16 protein-coding genes are annotated in these 15,506 nt (G+C 49.2%); all 16 read left to right on the top strand.

The window, feature by feature from the left end:
• Nucleotides 1–238 precede the first annotated feature (238 nt).
• The 16 genes from L5L97_RS11820 to L5L97_RS11895 all read left to right on the top strand — a co-directional run bounded on the left by L5L97_RS11820 (nt 239) and on the right by L5L97_RS11895 (nt 15,504).
• Nucleotides 239–943 (top strand): hypothetical protein, encoded by a 705-nt coding sequence (locus L5L97_RS11820; protein ID WP_263164399.1) that lies wholly within the window; start codon nt 239–241, stop codon nt 941–943.
• Nucleotides 944–1,061: 118 nt separating this feature from the next.
• The gene (locus L5L97_RS11825) at nt 1,062–2,141 is read left to right on the top strand and encodes a sensor histidine kinase (protein WP_263164398.1); all 1,080 of its coding nucleotides are present in this window, start codon (nt 1,062–1,064) and stop codon (nt 2,139–2,141) included.
• Nucleotides 2,141–2,737: a DNA-binding response regulator gene (locus L5L97_RS11830; RefSeq protein WP_113941110.1), complete on the top strand. Its 597-nt coding sequence runs from the start codon at nt 2,141–2,143 to the stop codon at nt 2,735–2,737. Before L5L97_RS11825 ends, L5L97_RS11830 begins: the two co-directional genes overlap by 1 nt.
• Before the next feature lie 191 nt (nt 2,738–2,928).
• A complete protein-coding gene (gene recG, locus L5L97_RS11835) occupies nt 2,929–5,004 on the top strand; it encodes an ATP-dependent DNA helicase RecG (RefSeq protein ID WP_263182101.1) in 2,076 nt (691 codons plus the stop codon).
• 203 nt (nt 5,005–5,207) lie between these two features.
• On the top strand, nt 5,208–6,104 hold the full coding sequence (locus L5L97_RS11840) for a DUF3014 domain-containing protein (RefSeq protein WP_219255063.1): 897 nt from the start codon (nt 5,208–5,210) through the stop codon (nt 6,102–6,104).
• A gap of 337 nt (nt 6,105–6,441) precedes the next feature.
• Nucleotides 6,442–7,179, top strand: a complete 738-nt coding sequence (locus tag L5L97_RS11845; protein ID WP_113941113.1) for a beta-ketoacyl synthase chain length factor — start codon at nt 6,442–6,444, stop codon at nt 7,177–7,179.
• Entirely contained in the window at nt 7,172–8,047 is an 876-nt protein-coding gene (locus L5L97_RS11850; protein WP_173242769.1) for a lysophospholipid acyltransferase family protein, read from the top strand. The genes L5L97_RS11845 and L5L97_RS11850 overlap by 8 nt, the downstream gene beginning before the upstream one ends.
• Nucleotides 8,031–8,285: a phosphopantetheine-binding protein gene (locus L5L97_RS11855; protein WP_113941114.1), complete on the top strand. Its 255-nt coding sequence runs from the start codon at nt 8,031–8,033 to the stop codon at nt 8,283–8,285. The genes L5L97_RS11850 and L5L97_RS11855 overlap by 17 nt, the downstream gene beginning before the upstream one ends.
• A gap of 9 nt (nt 8,286–8,294) precedes the next feature.
• Entirely contained in the window at nt 8,295–8,543 is a 249-nt protein-coding gene (locus L5L97_RS11860) for an acyl carrier protein (RefSeq protein ID WP_011787696.1), read from the top strand.
• The gene (locus L5L97_RS11865) at nt 8,543–9,091 is read left to right on the top strand and encodes a hypothetical protein (RefSeq protein ID WP_263140735.1); all 549 of its coding nucleotides are present in this window, start codon (nt 8,543–8,545) and stop codon (nt 9,089–9,091) included. The genes L5L97_RS11860 and L5L97_RS11865 overlap by 1 nt, the downstream gene beginning before the upstream one ends.
• Nucleotides 9,088–10,452, top strand: a complete 1,365-nt coding sequence (locus tag L5L97_RS11870) for an AMP-binding protein (protein ID WP_113941116.1) — start codon at nt 9,088–9,090, stop codon at nt 10,450–10,452. Before L5L97_RS11865 ends, L5L97_RS11870 begins: the two co-directional genes overlap by 4 nt.
• Nucleotides 10,445–10,831 (top strand): thioester dehydrase, encoded by a 387-nt coding sequence (locus L5L97_RS11875; protein WP_263182103.1) that lies wholly within the window; start codon nt 10,445–10,447, stop codon nt 10,829–10,831. Before L5L97_RS11870 ends, L5L97_RS11875 begins: the two co-directional genes overlap by 8 nt.
• On the top strand, nt 10,825–12,702 hold the full coding sequence (locus L5L97_RS11880) for a glycosyltransferase family 2 protein (protein WP_263182104.1): 1,878 nt from the start codon (nt 10,825–10,827) through the stop codon (nt 12,700–12,702). The genes L5L97_RS11875 and L5L97_RS11880 overlap by 7 nt, the downstream gene beginning before the upstream one ends.
• Nucleotides 12,699–14,273 carry a histidine ammonia-lyase gene (gene hutH / locus L5L97_RS11885; protein ID WP_263182105.1) on the top strand — a complete coding sequence of 525 codons (1,575 nt, stop codon included), beginning with the start codon at nt 12,699–12,701 and terminating at the stop codon, nt 14,271–14,273. Before L5L97_RS11880 ends, hutH begins: the two co-directional genes overlap by 4 nt.
• On the top strand, nt 14,270–14,701 hold the full coding sequence (locus L5L97_RS11890) for an acyl-CoA thioesterase (RefSeq protein ID WP_263182106.1): 432 nt from the start codon (nt 14,270–14,272) through the stop codon (nt 14,699–14,701). The genes hutH and L5L97_RS11890 overlap by 4 nt, the downstream gene beginning before the upstream one ends.
• Nucleotides 14,701–15,504 carry an outer membrane lipoprotein carrier protein LolA gene (locus L5L97_RS11895; protein ID WP_263182107.1) on the top strand — a complete coding sequence of 268 codons (804 nt, stop codon included), beginning with the start codon at nt 14,701–14,703 and terminating at the stop codon, nt 15,502–15,504. The genes L5L97_RS11890 and L5L97_RS11895 overlap by 1 nt, the downstream gene beginning before the upstream one ends.
• Nucleotides 15,505–15,506 lie beyond the last annotated feature (2 nt).

Here is a 15,506-nt window from a genome sequence, read left to right on the forward strand (position 1 = left end):
ATCATTTGCGATAAAAAAACACCGGGGCCTCTCCGGTGTTTTGCTCTCTAGGTATTGTCCACTTTATTCATCACGCACTTTCTTTAAAGCACACCTCATAAAAAATATAAGCACACAACTCAACTGATGACATTTGTCATGCCAAAGCCATGACCTTTGTGTCTGCACTTCTTCTATCGAATTTCTGATAATGAGCCCGTACCCAAACATTGGGAAACTCACTCAATAAGGAAATACCATGAAAACATTACTCCTCGCCTCCAGCTTTTTGCTTATCAGTACTCACTCGTTTGCAGCAACGCCATCAAACACTAACATCACCAATGTAGACGCGGCCTCGAATGCGATGAATCTAACGCAATTACAACAACTGAGCGGTAGCACTCAAGATTATGATAAAGCCTATGCGAACTATCGCTTAGCCATCAGTGCCAATGTAATGGGGCAGAAAACACTCGCTAGCAGCGCACTGAGTGCAGCGCAAACCACATTAGAAGCACTCGAAACCAGCCAAGCGAATGCAGAATCCCTCGCGCTATTATCGTCGGTTTATGGCATGCAAATCGCCTTAGACAATAGCAAAGGTGCAACGCTCGGCATGAAATCCGCCAAGGCGATTGCCAGTGCCGAACAATTAGAACCACAAAATCCACGGGTAGCGCTTGTTAAAGCCATCGCCGCCTATAACACGCCAGCCATATTTGGCGGCAGCATGCAAAATGCTAAGACCTTAGCCACTACAGCCATAGAAAGATTCGCCCAGCCTTGCGACAACATTTGCTGGGGTGAAGCCGAAGCCTACACGTGGCGCGGGCTCGCTAAACAGGAATTAGGCGATAGCCAAGGCGCGATTGAAGATTGGCAACAAGCGATCAAAGTACAAGCAGATTATGGTTGGGCAAAATTTTTGCTTCAACAAAATCAGCAATTAAGTGCAAAATAGACAAAGTTGTTAACGGGGATCTATGGCGCTGACGATAGCGCCAATCCCTAAAAAGAATAAATTAAAACAGATGCCATCGGTGGGCATTCAACAACCAACTCAGTGACACAGAGGCATCATGATAAGCACTCCCCTTCAGCTCGAACGAAAACTTGCTTGGGTGTATTTGATAAACTTAGTGTTTTATCTGATCCCACTTGCCATAAATCCCTATCCAAGCTGGAAAATCGCCCTCAGTTTTGCCGTGTTAATCCCTTTTATTGCCAGTTATTTTTGGACCTATAAGTGCAATAGCCGTAGCGCCTATCTGCCCATTCTCATTATGGTGGTCATAGCAATAGCGATCACACCAATCAACCCAGGCTCTATCTCGCTATTTACCTTTGCCGCCTTCTTCATTGGCTTTTTTTATCCTCTCCGGACCTGTCTGTTGGCTATTGCAGCCCTCATCGGCCTGTTGTTTGCCCTCAATGAGATTTACCACTTTAACAGTTACTACTTTCCGCTTTACGGCTCGGGATTAGTGCTCGGCGTGGGCATGTTTGGTGTCGCCGAACGCAGACGTTATCGGCATAAATTGAAAGAACAGCAAAGTGCCCAAGAAATTACCACCTTGGCCACTATGCTTGAGCGTGAACGTATCGCGCGGGATCTACACGACATTATGGGGCATAGCCTTTCTTCCATCGCCCTTAAGGCCGAGCTAGCCGAAAAGCTTATCGCAAAACAAGAATATGAACTCGCATCAACCCAATTGATTGAGCTAGGACAAATTGCGAGGGAAAGTTTAAGCCAGATCCGCCACACAGTGTCAGACTACAAACACAAGGGTCTAGAGAGTTGCGTGACGCAGCTTTGTAAATCCTTAAGGGATAAAGGCTTAAGTGTCGAGCTCAGTGGTGAGCTACCCAAGCTAGGTGCAACCACAGAAAGCCAACTGAGTTTGATCCTCACCGAACTCATTAATAATATTCTTCGCCATAGCGGTGCAAGTGAATGCTCTATCCACTTTTCTAAGCAATCAGACCGCCTGCTGCTAGAAGTCAAAGACAATGCCGCGGCCAAACCTTTTATAGAAGGTAATGGCCTCACTGGTATACGCGAGCGTCTCGACAGTTTAGGCGGCAGCTTGAGCTATAATCTCGAACAGGGATATACCTTTACCGTCAGTTTACCTTTGCAGGGAGCAACACATTAATGAAGATTTTATTGGCGGAAGATCAAGCTATGGTGCGAGGAGCACTCGCCGCACTCCTTACGCTTGCAGGGGGTTTTAGTATCACCCAAGCGAGTGACGGTGACGAAGCTCTAAGCTTACTCAAACAGCAAAGCTTTGATCTCTTGCTAACGGATATCGAAATGCCCGGCCGCACAGGCTTAGAGCTGGCCACATGGTTAAAGGAGCAACATAGCCAAACCAAGATAGTGGTCATTACCACCTTCGGCCGTGCGGGCTATATTAAACGTGCCATCGAAGCGGGTGTGGGCGGCTTTCTGCTTAAAGATGCGCCCTCGGAAACCTTAGTCAACGCGATTCAACAAGTAATGGCGGGAAAACGAGTGATCGATCCTGAACTTGCCATGATGGCGATTGGCGATGTCGACCCGCTCAACGACAAAGAACGCCGCGCTCTTCGCCTCGCTAGCGAAGGCAAATCCACCTCCGACATCGCCGAAACTCTTTTTATCGCCGAAGGGACTGTTCGCAACTACCTCTCTGAAGCCATAGCCAAACTCAATGCCAGTAATCGAATCGATGCAGCCCGCATTGCCAAGCAAAAAGGCTGGTTGTAATAACACTCACAGTTAACCACGCTTTCAGCCTAACGATATCTTATCAACAATTTTGCGGCCTTAAGGTCGCAGAAAGATATTAGCTATGCTTCCAAACAAAATTTGATAACACCCTAATTCCCCTTGAGATTGCCTTACGCTTATTCTCTGTTAATATATGTATAAATTCACAGTGATTGAGTGCTAACGACTTGCAGCAATTGGATCTTGTTCCGATCACCGACCTCAAAGGCGTCGCCAAAAAGGTCGCGGAGAAACTCGCAAAGCTCGGCATCACAACAGTACAAGATCTGCTGTTTCACTTACCCCTGCGCTACGAAGATAGAACCCAAATCTATCCCATTGCCGCCCTCAGCCTAGGCGGTTATGGCACTATAGAAGCTGAAATCCAATCGACACAAATCATCCAAGGCCGCAAGCGCATGCTGGTCTGCAATGTGCGCGACGATACGGGCAGCTTAAGTCTGCGCTTCTTTAACTTTTCCGTTGCTCAGCGTAATGCCATGCAAAATGGTTTGATGATCCGCGCCTATGGTGAAGTGCGCCGTGGTAGTCATCAAGCTGAGATAGTGCATCCAGAATATAAAGTCGTCTATCCCGGTGAAGATGTTCATCTGAGTGATACCCTAACGCCGATTTATCCCACGACTGAGGGCTTAAAACAGGCGAGTTGGCTAAAGCTGACCGAGCAAGCCTTGGTATTGCTAGAAGAGGGTGGCTTAACTGAACTTCTGCCACCACAATTGCAACCTAATAACATCAGCCTTAAACAAGCGCTACAGACGCTACATCGCCCTCCTGCGGGGATCTCTCAGTTCGATTTAGAGCTAGGTCAACACCCAGCCCAGCAACGACTCGTGCAGGAAGAATTACTCGCCCACAATCTCAGCATGTTACGCCTAAGGCAGCGCAGTAATTTAGATGCCGCTGTCACCATGCAGGCCACGGGGCAGTTGCTCAATCCCTTCCTCGCGGCTTTGCCCTTTAAGCCGACTGGCGCCCAGCAAAGAGTCGTGGCTGATATAGGCAAAGATTTAGAAAAACCGCACCCTATGATGCGCTTAGTGCAAGGGGATGTTGGCTCTGGCAAAACCTTAGTCGCGGCGATGGCGGCATTACAAGCGATTGAAAACGGTTATCAAGTTGCCATGATGGCACCGACCGAGTTATTGGCCGAGCAACATGCAACTAACTTTGCCGCTTGGTTTGAGCCACTCGGACTTAAGGTAGGTTGGCTGGCGGGAAAACTTAAAGGCAAGGCCAGAACCCAATCCCTTGCGGATATTGAATCTGGCGCAGCCCAGATGGTGATTGGGACCCATGCCATCTTCCAGCAGCATGTGGTCTTTAGCAAACTCGCGTTAATTATTATCGATGAGCAACACAGATTCGGCGTACACCAACGCTTAGGCCTGCGGAAAAAGGGCGTGAACCAAGGTTTCCACCCGCATCAATTGATCATGACAGCCACACCCATTCCCCGCACGCTGGCGATGACGGCCTATGCAGATCTCGACACGTCCATTATCGATGAACTGCCGCCGGGGCGAACTCCAGTAACCACAGTGGCGATTGCTGATTCACGCCGTAACGAAGTGCTTGAACGGGTCCGCAACGCTGTCATCAGCGACCAACGTCAGGCCTATTGGGTGTGTACTCTGATTGAAGAATCCGAAGTGCTCGAATGCCAAGCCGCCGAAGACACAGCCGAAGAACTGCGCCTCGCCCTGCCCGAGCTCAATATTGGCCTAGTGCATGGCAGATTAAAGAGCGCCGAGAAACAGCAAATCATGGCCGACTTTAAGGCAGGCATTATTCATCTACTGGTAGCGACAACCGTGATTGAAGTGGGCGTCGACGTGCCCAATGCCAGCCTGATGATCATTGAAAACCCTGAACGTTTAGGTCTAGCACAACTACATCAACTGCGCGGACGAGTCGGTCGAGGCGCCATCGCAAGCCATTGTGTGTTACTCTACAAGGCGCCGTTGAGCCATACCGCCACCCAAAGACTGAGCGTACTCAGACAAAGCAATGATGGTTTCATCATAGCGCAGAAAGATTTAGAAATTCGTGGCCCGGGTGAAGTGCTTGGCACTAAGCAAACGGGACTGGCTGAGCTCAAAATTGCCGATCTGGTGCGCGATCAAGCTTTGATCCCACACATTCAGAAATTAGCGAGCCATGTAATGGCGCAAGCTCCCGAAAAGGTCGATGCAATTATTTTACGTTGGCTCGGGCACAGGCAGCACTATGTGCAGGCTTAAGCCGTAAATATTAAAGGGTAAAGAACGAGGCGTAACATCTGCCTTTACTCGAAATAAATTGTTTATGTTCAGCTAAGCGCTATAGACAAGCGCATGGAAACTTGCAAAATGAACCTGCGGCCTTCAAATAGCCCGCTCTTGCACTTTAATGTTAGCTGCATGTATTCACCAAGTTACCTTGACACTCAAGCGAAGGATGTAAAATGCAAGTTAATCAAGATGATAGAATAACACCTCAAGAGACTTCTTCTAGCAGCAATCGCTTTGCGCTTTTTGCGATAGTGCTCGTCGTGCTACTTTCTGCCGGAGGATATTATTACTACAGCGGTGATTCTGACTCACCTAAACTCATCCCTAACGCCCCTATTGTATTGCCAGAAACACCGCCATCTGAACCTATGACGCTCGAAAGTGCGCCAGAGCCAGAAACCACTGAGACGACACCTGCCGTTACAGAAACGAACACCAATAGCACTGAAACCACTGCAGTGGCAGAGCCTGAAGTTGTCGTAGAACCTGTGCCTGTGCTGGCTGAAAGTGATGCATTTGTGCAACAAAAAGCCCTCGCCATGATCAATAACAATGTGCTGAGTTCTTCGTTAGTACAGCAAGATCTCGTCCGTCAATTTGTGGTATTCGTGGATAACCTAGCTCAGGGTGAATTAACCCGTAAAGTAAGCCCACTTAAAGGACCAGAGAAGCTGTTCTCAGTCTCAGAAATCACCAACAAAGTGTATTTAAATCCTGAGGGTTTCCACAGATACGACGCCTATGTTGACTCGATTGCCAAAATGGACGAACAGAGCTTAATCACAACTTACAAGCAACTGACACCGCTCCTAGAGGAAGCCTTTACCGAACTCGGCTACAGCAACGCCAAATTTAACGACAGAATGCTGCAAGCGATTAAAATGTTACTCGCAGCACCTATTATTGAAGATCCGATTGAGCTGAATTCAATTAGCGTTAACTATCAATTCGTTGACCCTAACTTAGAGGCACTACCCAGTGCCCAAAAACTGTTGATCCGTATGGGTCCAGAAAATACTCGCAAGTTGAAAGTAGCGCTGCGTAAAATCGAGAATCAATTGTCGCAATAGGTTATCAAGCTCATGCCAAAAGGCGCTCAGTGCGCCTTTTTTCATTTTAACCTGTAAGTTAAAGCGTCTGCGAAATCAGATAGCCACTGCGATGTTTGTTACTCAATGTCGAATAAGCGCTGCAAATCACAGCACTTGATCCCATTCCGTTAACCCGCACAATGCAAATGGCTTCATAAAAAGAAAGGGCATAGTGTAGAATGACCACGCTGTAGAGGGCATTTCGAGCGTCATTCTTCTAACGCGTATACTCCTCACTATGGTATGGCAATCCATTAATGTTCTAACTTAGTTAGGGATAACTAAGACAGCTTAAATTTAGTGTCGAGGCAAAGTAGTGCAACTAACATTCAGCATTCTCTCTTGGGGCGCTTGGGCCCCCCAATATCAGCACCATCAAAGTTGGCAAACTTGGTGCGAGAGTTCGGCTGAGCTCAATCTCGATACGCCACCACAGTCGGATACCACAGCTCCCGCACTCAAACAAATTCCCGCCATGCAGCGCCGCCGTTTTAGTCGCTTGACTAAGATGATGTTAGAGGTGAGTTTTCAGTGCGAAATGCCTGCAAATTGTCGCTCTATTTTTGCCTCGCGCCATGGAGAGTTACAGCGCACCATTGGCCTGCTCGAAGACATTATCGCCAAACAGCCCTTATCGCCCTTAGGTTTTAGTCAGTCGGTGCACAACACCGCCAGCGGCATTTTTGGCATAGTGGCGGCCAATACCGCGCCTTCAACCTCAGTTGCGGCGGGCACAGAAACCCTGTCCCAAGCTATGGTCGAAGCCTTCGCCCAATTACATCAATCGCCAGAACCATTGTTATTAGTCTTCGGTGATGATCCAGTGCCACCTGTGTACGATGAGTTTACCCAAGAATTTGAATTACCTTTGGCCCTAGGCCTACAGCTCGCGCCCTTCGATACACCCGCTTCGGCCAAGCTCACGGTGAGCCGCATTTCTAAGGCAACAGCTTTAAATCCGCTGACCTATGGTGCATTTATCCACGCCCTAGCAACGGCGCAAAATATTTCAGGCTGCTTATCCCAATGGCATTGGAGACTTGAGCATGTTTGATGCAGCCCACAGCCATGACGCCGCTAAGGGCCATGAAGATTCAATGCTCAATGCCGCTTATACCTTGCCGGAAACTCGCCGCGAAGGGCTGAATTATGTGCCACGTTGGCTAGGCGGTGTAAGTTGTTATATCGCCTTTGGCTTAGGCGGCTTATTAAGCTCCTTGACCATTCTGCCACTACTGCGTTTTTGGCCAGGCACACCAGAGGCGCGGATTATTCGGGTACAAAAGGCCGTGCATTTAATGTTCAAAGGCTTTGTCGCCATGCTCACTTGGGCAGGTGTGATTAAGGTCAGCAGCCACGATGCCCAAAAATTACATGATGCCAGAGGCGTTATCGTCATTGCCAACCACCCCAGTTTAGTCGATGTGGTGGTATTGATAAGTCTCATGCCCAATGCGGGCTGCATAGTCAAACAAGCTTTGTGGCGTAATCCATTTTTGCGTGGTGTGGTGTCCTGCGCGGGTTATATTCCCAATCGCGGCGCCGAACTCATGCTAGAGGATTGCCGCGAAGTGCTCGCAAGAGGCACCAATTTAATTATCTTCCCCGAGGGCACGCGTACGGTGGTCGGTGCGACCATTAACCACTTTGCCCGCGGCGCTGCCAATATAGCCTTAAGGGCCGAAGCGGATATTTTACCTGTGGTGCTACGTACCAATGTGCGTGGTTTGACAAAGGAGCAACCTTGGTATGAAATCCCAAGGCAAACCATGGGAATGGCCGTTGAAATCGGCACAATCGTTTCTTACCAGAAGTACCAAGCGGCTTTAGGTGAGCATGCAAAAATGGCCCGGCAGCTGACGCGGGATCTTGAACATTACTATAAACAACAACTCGAAAATAATTATGAACTTAAACAATGAAATAAAGCAGTTAATCATCGACTGTCTCGATCTAGAAGACGTCAGCATTGATGATATCCAAACCGATGCACCGCTATTTGGCGAAGGTTTAGGCTTAGATTCTATCGACGCCCTCGAGCTCGGCTTAGCCATCAAGAAAAAATTTGATGTCAAAATCGAAGCCAATTCGGATGCCACTAAGGCCCATTTCCACAGTGTTGCCAGCTTAGCTCGCTTTATCGAATCACAGCGTCCATAGGAGAGGAATATGCAAAATCGTGAACAAATCCTCGCTATGCTGACCACTATTTTAGTGGACGAATTCGAAATTGATGCCGAGGCGATTACGCCTGAGGCCAACCTGTATGAAGAGCTCGATCTCGACAGTATTGATGCAGTCGACTTAGTGATAAAACTGCAGCAACTGACAGGTAAAAAGATCCAACCCGATGAATTTAAATCAGTTCGCACAATCAACGATGTGATTAATGCTATCGAAGGTTTAGTTAAAACCTAATGCGAGCCTTGCTACAGGTCTTAACCGCCCTAACTTTGCTGGCCTACCCCGTTGCCGTGTATTTAGGGCTCAGTTACTTGCCTGCTGGCACCATAGCGCTCGTGCTGTGTTTATTGCTGATAATGCGGCTAATGCTACAAAAGCAAAGGGTTAAGACATTAGTTTTACCACTATTGGTGGGGATTGTGCTCACGGCAGGCAGTTATCTTGCCAAGCGCAGTGATTGGCTGCTGTATTACCCAGTAGTGATAAATCTCACTATGCTGGCGCTGTTCAGTTATTCACTGCACACTGGCCCTAGCATGATCGAACGTTTAGCCCGTTTGAAAGAACCCGATTTACCGGATGAAGCCACTGGGTATCTTAAAAAAGTCACGCTACTTTGGTGCGGCTTATTTATCTTCAATGGCACTATGGCGGCTTACACCGCTGGCTTTACTAGCTTAGCAACCTGGACCTTGTATAACGGTTTGATTGCATACGTACTCATGGGACTGCTCCTCGGTGGGGAATGGTTATATCGCAGCTTTTGGTTGAAGAAAACATGACACAGCTACTCAAAAACTGGTTAACCCAAGGGCCCTTTGCCCAACAACTGATCAGCTTTAATCACCACGACATAGTCACAGGTGCATTATTTACCAATCAGGTGGCGTATTTTTATGAGCAACTGCTGGCCGCGCCAGAGAAAAAATGGCTGCTCGCGAGTGATACCAGCGATCTGTTTGCTGTCGGTTTATGTGCGGCGCTGTTAGCAGGCAAGGAAATTATCTTACCAGCCAACACCCAAACGGGCACGCTGAGCGAATTAACCCACCAGTTTGAAGGCATATTGTCGGACAAGCCATTGTGTGAAAGTCAGGCCTTTATTCTACTGAGAAAAGAGCTGAGCCTACCGAGCAAGCCTTGGCCGGCGAGCGAGGCTATCGGCGAACTTGTGCTATTTACCTCCGGCAGCAGTGGCGAACCTAAGGCGATCCGTAAAACACTTCAGCAATTAGACGTTGAAGTCTCAGTGCTCGAACATACCTTTGCCGAACATTTACCCCATTGCAGTGTGGTTTCAACGGTTTCCCACCAGCATATCTATGGCCTGTTATTCAAGATTTTGTGGCCACTCGCCGCCAGTCGGCCATTTTTAAGCGAGCAGATTGAATACCCAGAAACCTTAAGCTATTACACCGCCTTACTGCCAAACCTGTGTTTGATCAGTAGCCCTGCCCAGTTATCGCGTTTACCTAAGGCCTTAGAGCACGAGCGGCAGCTGCGCTCACCCAGCTTAGTGTTTAGCTCCGGCGGGCCCTTAAGTTTTGCAGCGGCTCAGGGGATCAGCCAATGCTATGGCCATCTGCCCATCGAAATTTTTGGTAGCACAGAAACGGGCGGCATCGCCTATCGCCGTCAGCATGAGGCCGATGAACCTTGGCAAGTGTTTGACAGAATATCGATAGATCAAGATCCTAGCGACGGAGCCTTGCTACTTAAATCACCCTATTTAGCCGACGATGAATGGTTGCGCTGCGAAGATAAAATCGAACCGACCGAAAATGGCCAGTTTAGACTCAAGGGCCGACTCGATCGCATCGTTAAGATTGAAGAAAAACGCCTGTCACTGGCGCAAATGGAAACGCTGTTAGGCAGTCACGCCTATGTTGAGCAAGCCGCACTTGTCGTATTGCCGCAGTTTAAATCCCAACTGGGCGCGGTCGTGACCCTCTCCGCACTTGGCCGCAGCGTGCATCAAGAGCAGGGAAAACTCAGTATCAACAATGCGTTAAAAGCACATTTACTGACACAATTTGAGCGAGTCACCCTGCCACGCCGCTGGCGTTATCCCGATATTTTGCCGCTTAACACTCAGGGTAAGCGTGTCACTGCCCAGTTAGTCGAGTTATTTGATCATGATTAAATCGAGTTTACCGCCGATCCTGCATTCCAATATCTGCATGGATAATATTGAATTACGTCTGTTAGTAGCGGCCGACCTTGAATCTTTTAAGGGACATTTTCCCGAGCAAGCCGTACTGCCAGGCGTGACACAATTAGATTGGGCGGTGCGTTTAGGCTGCCAATATTTCGGCTATTGCGAAGCAGTAGCCAACTTAGAAGTGCTTAAGTTTCAGCAACTCATACTGCCGGGACAAGAAGTCACCTTAAGCATTAGCAATAATGCGGCTAAGGGGAAACTCACCTTCGCCTATAGCGATGGTGAAAACCGCTACGCGTCAGGTCGTATCGCCTTCGATATCTCGCCAGTTAACAGCAGCGATGGGGCGAGCCAGTGCTAACACCTCCCAGCGACTTAGTTGAGTCGGCGCCCATCAAGCTCGCCTTAGTGATCCCCAATTACAATCACAGTGCCGCAATTGCCCAGACCTTGGCCGAACTCGCCCAATTTAATCTGCCCTGTTATTTGATTGATGATGGCAGCAATGACGAAACCCGTTATCTACTGCAATCCTTAGCCCAAACCTATCCTTGGGTGACTTTGCTGCTGCATCCTTACAACCGTGGTAAAGGCGCTGCTGTGATGACGGGCCTACGCCGAGCCTACCGCGATGGCTTTAGTCATGCACTGCAGGTCGATGCCGATGGTCAACACAATCTAGCCGATATTCCAGCTATGGTAGCAAGGGCGCAGGCTAAACCCGATGCACTGATTTCAGGCAAACCCGAGTACGATGAATCCGTGCCTAAGGGCAGGCTCTATGGCCGTTATATCACCCATTTTTGGGTGTGGGTCGAAACATTAAGCTTTGATATTAAAGATTCTATGTGTGGCTTTCGCGTTTATCCCCTCGCCGCCACCGAGCGATTACTGTGCCAGCAAGCATTAACGGAGCGAATGGATTTTGATATTGAAATCCTCGTCAAACTCTACTGGCAAGGGGTGGAAATTTTATTCCAGCCGACTAAGGTGATTTATCCCGAAGATGGTGTTAGTCACTTTCAAGGTGTGGCCGACAATGTGCGCATCACTAAACTGCATACCAAGTTGTTTTTCGGCATGCTCAAACGCCTGCCTTGGCTATTAAAGCGTAAATCACAGCAACAAGCCGCGCAAAACTCCCATTGCTCGTCAGCAACACTATCGACTTCAGCAACATCATCAACTTCAGCCACCCATTGGTCGGGCATGAAGGAGCGCGGCAGTTACTGGGGCATCAAACTGTTAGCCGAGAGCTATCGTATTGGCGGCCATTGGTTGTGCCGCGCCATTATGTATCCTGTGATTTGTTATTTCTTTCTCACGGGCAAAGTCACCCGTAACGCCTCGTTAGACTTCCTGCGCCGCGTACAAGTACTTGAGCCGCAACATCCTAAGCTCAATCAGCCCATAGGCTGGCGCGATAGCCTGAATCACTTTTTAGCCTTTGGCAATGCCGCACTCGATAGAATCGATGCCTGGTGCGATCGCATCCAATTGAGCCAAGTGGATTTCCCCGATCGCCAAGTGCTGGCCGACCAACTCGAAAGCGGTAAAGGCGCCGTGTTATTGGTGTCTCACCTTGGCAATTTAGAACTTTGCCGCGCCATTTCAATCCACCAGCGCAAAGTCAAAGTGAATGTCATGGTGTTAACGAGCCATGCGGAAAATTTCAATAAGGTACTCAAACAGTTAAATCCAGATAGCACGCTTAATCTTATTCAAGTGACCGAGCTTAACCCCGCGACGTCTATGCTGTTGCAGCAAAAAATAGAAGCCGGTGAACTGGTGGTGATCGCGGGCGATAGAACCTCGCCGAATACCCAAGGTCGCGTCATGTACGCGCCGTTTATGGGTCAAGATGCCGCGTTTCCCCAAGGGCCGTTTATTTTGGCTGGCTTACTCGATTGCCCCGTGTTTTTAATGTTTTGCCTACGGGAACAGGGCCGTTATCGGGTGCATTTAGAGCACTTCGCCGAAACACTTAAAGGCCCAAGGGCGAGCAGAATGGACAGATTACAGCAGGCAGTAAATCGCTACAGCGAACGCTTAGAATACTTTGCCAGACGCGAGCCTTTGCAATGGTTTAACTTCTTCGATTTTTGGCGTAAAGACAGCGAATTAGAACGCGCATCAACCAATTCAGTACAAGCCGATGCTGTAACAGCAGAGTCAACATCACCGCAGATCCCAGAGCAGGATCATAAGACAGACAGGACTAGTCATTCATGAGCCACACCCAAGCCGCCGACTCAAAGAATCAATCAGACTTAAAGACTGTTGAGTTCGGCCGTCAATTTCTTACCTTAGAACAAGTGGTTGCCGTCGCCAAGGGCGCACCAGTCAAGCTCTGTGATGATGCGGATTATCAAGAATATATTCAAAAAGGTGCGCGCTTTATCGATAGCCTGCTGCACGAAGAAGGCGTGGTTTATGGTGTAACAACTGGTTATGGCGACTCTTGCACAGTCAATGTGAGCTTAGATCTGGTCCACGAATTGCCACTGCATTTAACCCGCTTCCACGGCTGCGGTTTAGGCGAGACCTTAAGCATAATGCAGGCCCGCGCTGTGATGGCTTGCCGTTTAAACTCCTTAGCCATTGGCAAATCTGGCGTGACCTATGAGCTATTAAAGCGCATCGAAACTTTGCTCAATCTCAACATAGTCCCTGTAATCCCAGAAGAAGGTTCGGTCGGCGCCAGCGGTGATTTAACGCCGCTGTCGTATTTGGCCGCCGTGCTAGTCGGCGAGCGCGAAGTGATTTACCAAGGTGAGCGCCAAGCGACTCAAGATGTCTACGCTAAGCTCAACATCACCCCGCACGTACTGCGGCCAAAAGAAGGCTTAGCCCTGATGAACGGCACGGCTGTAATGACGGCCTTGGCCTGTTTAGCCTTCGATCGCGCCCAATATCTTGCCCGCTTAAGTAGTCGCATTACCGCTATGGCTTCGTTAACGTTAAAAGGCAACTCGAACCATTTTGATGAAATCTTATTTGCCGCTAAACCGCATCCGGGACAAAACCAAATCGCCACTTGGATACGGGAAGATTTAAATCACCACGAACATCCGCGCAATTCGGACAGGCTGCAGGACAGATATTCCATCCGCTGCGCACCGCACATTATCGGCGTGTTGCAGGATGCGCTGCCGTTTATGCGTCAGTTTATCGAAACCGAAGTCAACAGCGCCAACGACAACCCGATTGTCGACGGCGAAGGCGAGCATATTCTCCACGGTGGCCATTTTTACGGCGGCCATATCGCCTTTGCGATGGATTCACTGAAAAATACTGTGGCTAACTTGGCCGATCTTATCGATCGCCAAATGGCGCTAGTGATGGACCCTAAGTTTAATAATGGCTTACCCGCTAACTTATCCGGCTCAACCGGCCCGCGCCGCGCGATTAATCATGGCTTTAAAGCGGTGCAAATTGGGGTATCGGCGTGGACAGCTGAAGCACTCAAGCACACTATGCCGGCCAGCGTATTCTCACGCTCGACCGAATGCCACAACCAAGACAAGGTGAGCATGGGCACTATCGCCGCCCGCGACTGTATGCGCGTGCTGCAATTGACCGAACAAGTCGCGGCGGCAGCATTGCTCGCCATGACCCAAGGTATTGGTTTACGTATCGCCCAAAATGAACTGGACGAAGCCTCGCTCACCCCATCATTGGCGAAAACCCTCGCCCAAGTGCGCGCCGATTTTGAGACCTTAATCGAAGACCGACCGCTTGAAGCCGTGCTGCGCCAAACCATAGCTAAAATCCAAGCAGGCGAATGGGAAGTGTGCCGATGAAATCATTGCTCACTATCGATATGGAAATGCAAATCCCCTTCCACGATGTGGATTCCATGGGGATCACTTGGCATGGCAATTACCTGCGTTATTTCGAGATTGCTCGCTGCAAACTGCTCGATGAGTTGGGCTACAACTACCGACAAATGCAAGCATCTAACTATGCGTGGCCGATTATCGATTTACAGATTAAGTACGTCAAAGCCAGCACCTTCGAGCAAAAAATCACAGTGCGCGCCGAGTTAGTCGAGTGGGAAAACCGCTTAAAGATCAATTATCAAATCCGCGATGTCGAAAGTGGTGCGCGCATCACTAAGGGTTATACCATTCAGGCGGCGGTCGATATGAGCACCCAAGAATTGTGCTTTGTCACCCCAGAGGTGTTCCGTGACAAAATCGCCACCCTGCTCGCTAAGGTTGAAGACTAATGAACTCAGTACTCGCGAAGAGCTCTGCGCTGACAAAGAATCCTGTGCTGGCGAATAATCCTGTGCTGGCAAAGTGTGCATTACTCCTCTGCCTTGCTTGCGGCTTGGCTTGTGCTTTGATAACCCTGCCACTCAAAGCAGAAACCTTAGCTGAGCCCGGTGTTTATCAAGCGCTCTTTAGCCAAAATGCGGATACCGCGCAGCTTGTCGCCCTGAGCCAAAAGCTTAACTTGGGCGAAACGGTGCGAGGCCAGTTTGTGCAATCTCGGCAGTTAAAGGTGCTCAAAAAGCCGTTAATCAGCCAAGGGCAGTTTATCTTCGATCAGACCCAAGGGCTGATCTGGCAACAGATAAAGCCCTTCGAATCCCTGCTGATTTTAAAAGATAAGCAGCTTATTCAGCGCGATAGCCAAGGTCGAGTCCAAGTCAGCAAGGCCGATGCCTCGGCGAGCGCAGCCGCTATGGGGGATTTATTGCCCAGCCTAGTGCGCGCTATGCTCGGCGGTGATATTTCCGGTTTAAGCGAAAACTTCGAGCTGCACTTCCTCATCGCAGAAGGCTTGAGCACAGACGGTCAATGGCAATTAGGCCTAACGCCCAAAGATCCCTTAATGAAAAAAGCCATCGCCAATATGGTGTTAGAAGGTAGCGATGTGTTGCAATCCTTAGTGCTGCTGAGCGCCGCGCCGAATGTGACACCACAGGATATGACCCGCATCGACTTTAGTGCGCTTTCACAAGGTAAACTCAGCGAAGCCGAATTAGCGCAGTATGCTGTGGCGATAGAGGCGAATAAACCTTAACC

Origin of the sequence: Shewanella sp. SM71 (assembly GCF_025653905.1) — a bacterium.
Taxonomy (GTDB): domain Bacteria; phylum Pseudomonadota; class Gammaproteobacteria; order Enterobacterales; family Shewanellaceae; genus Shewanella; species Shewanella oncorhynchi.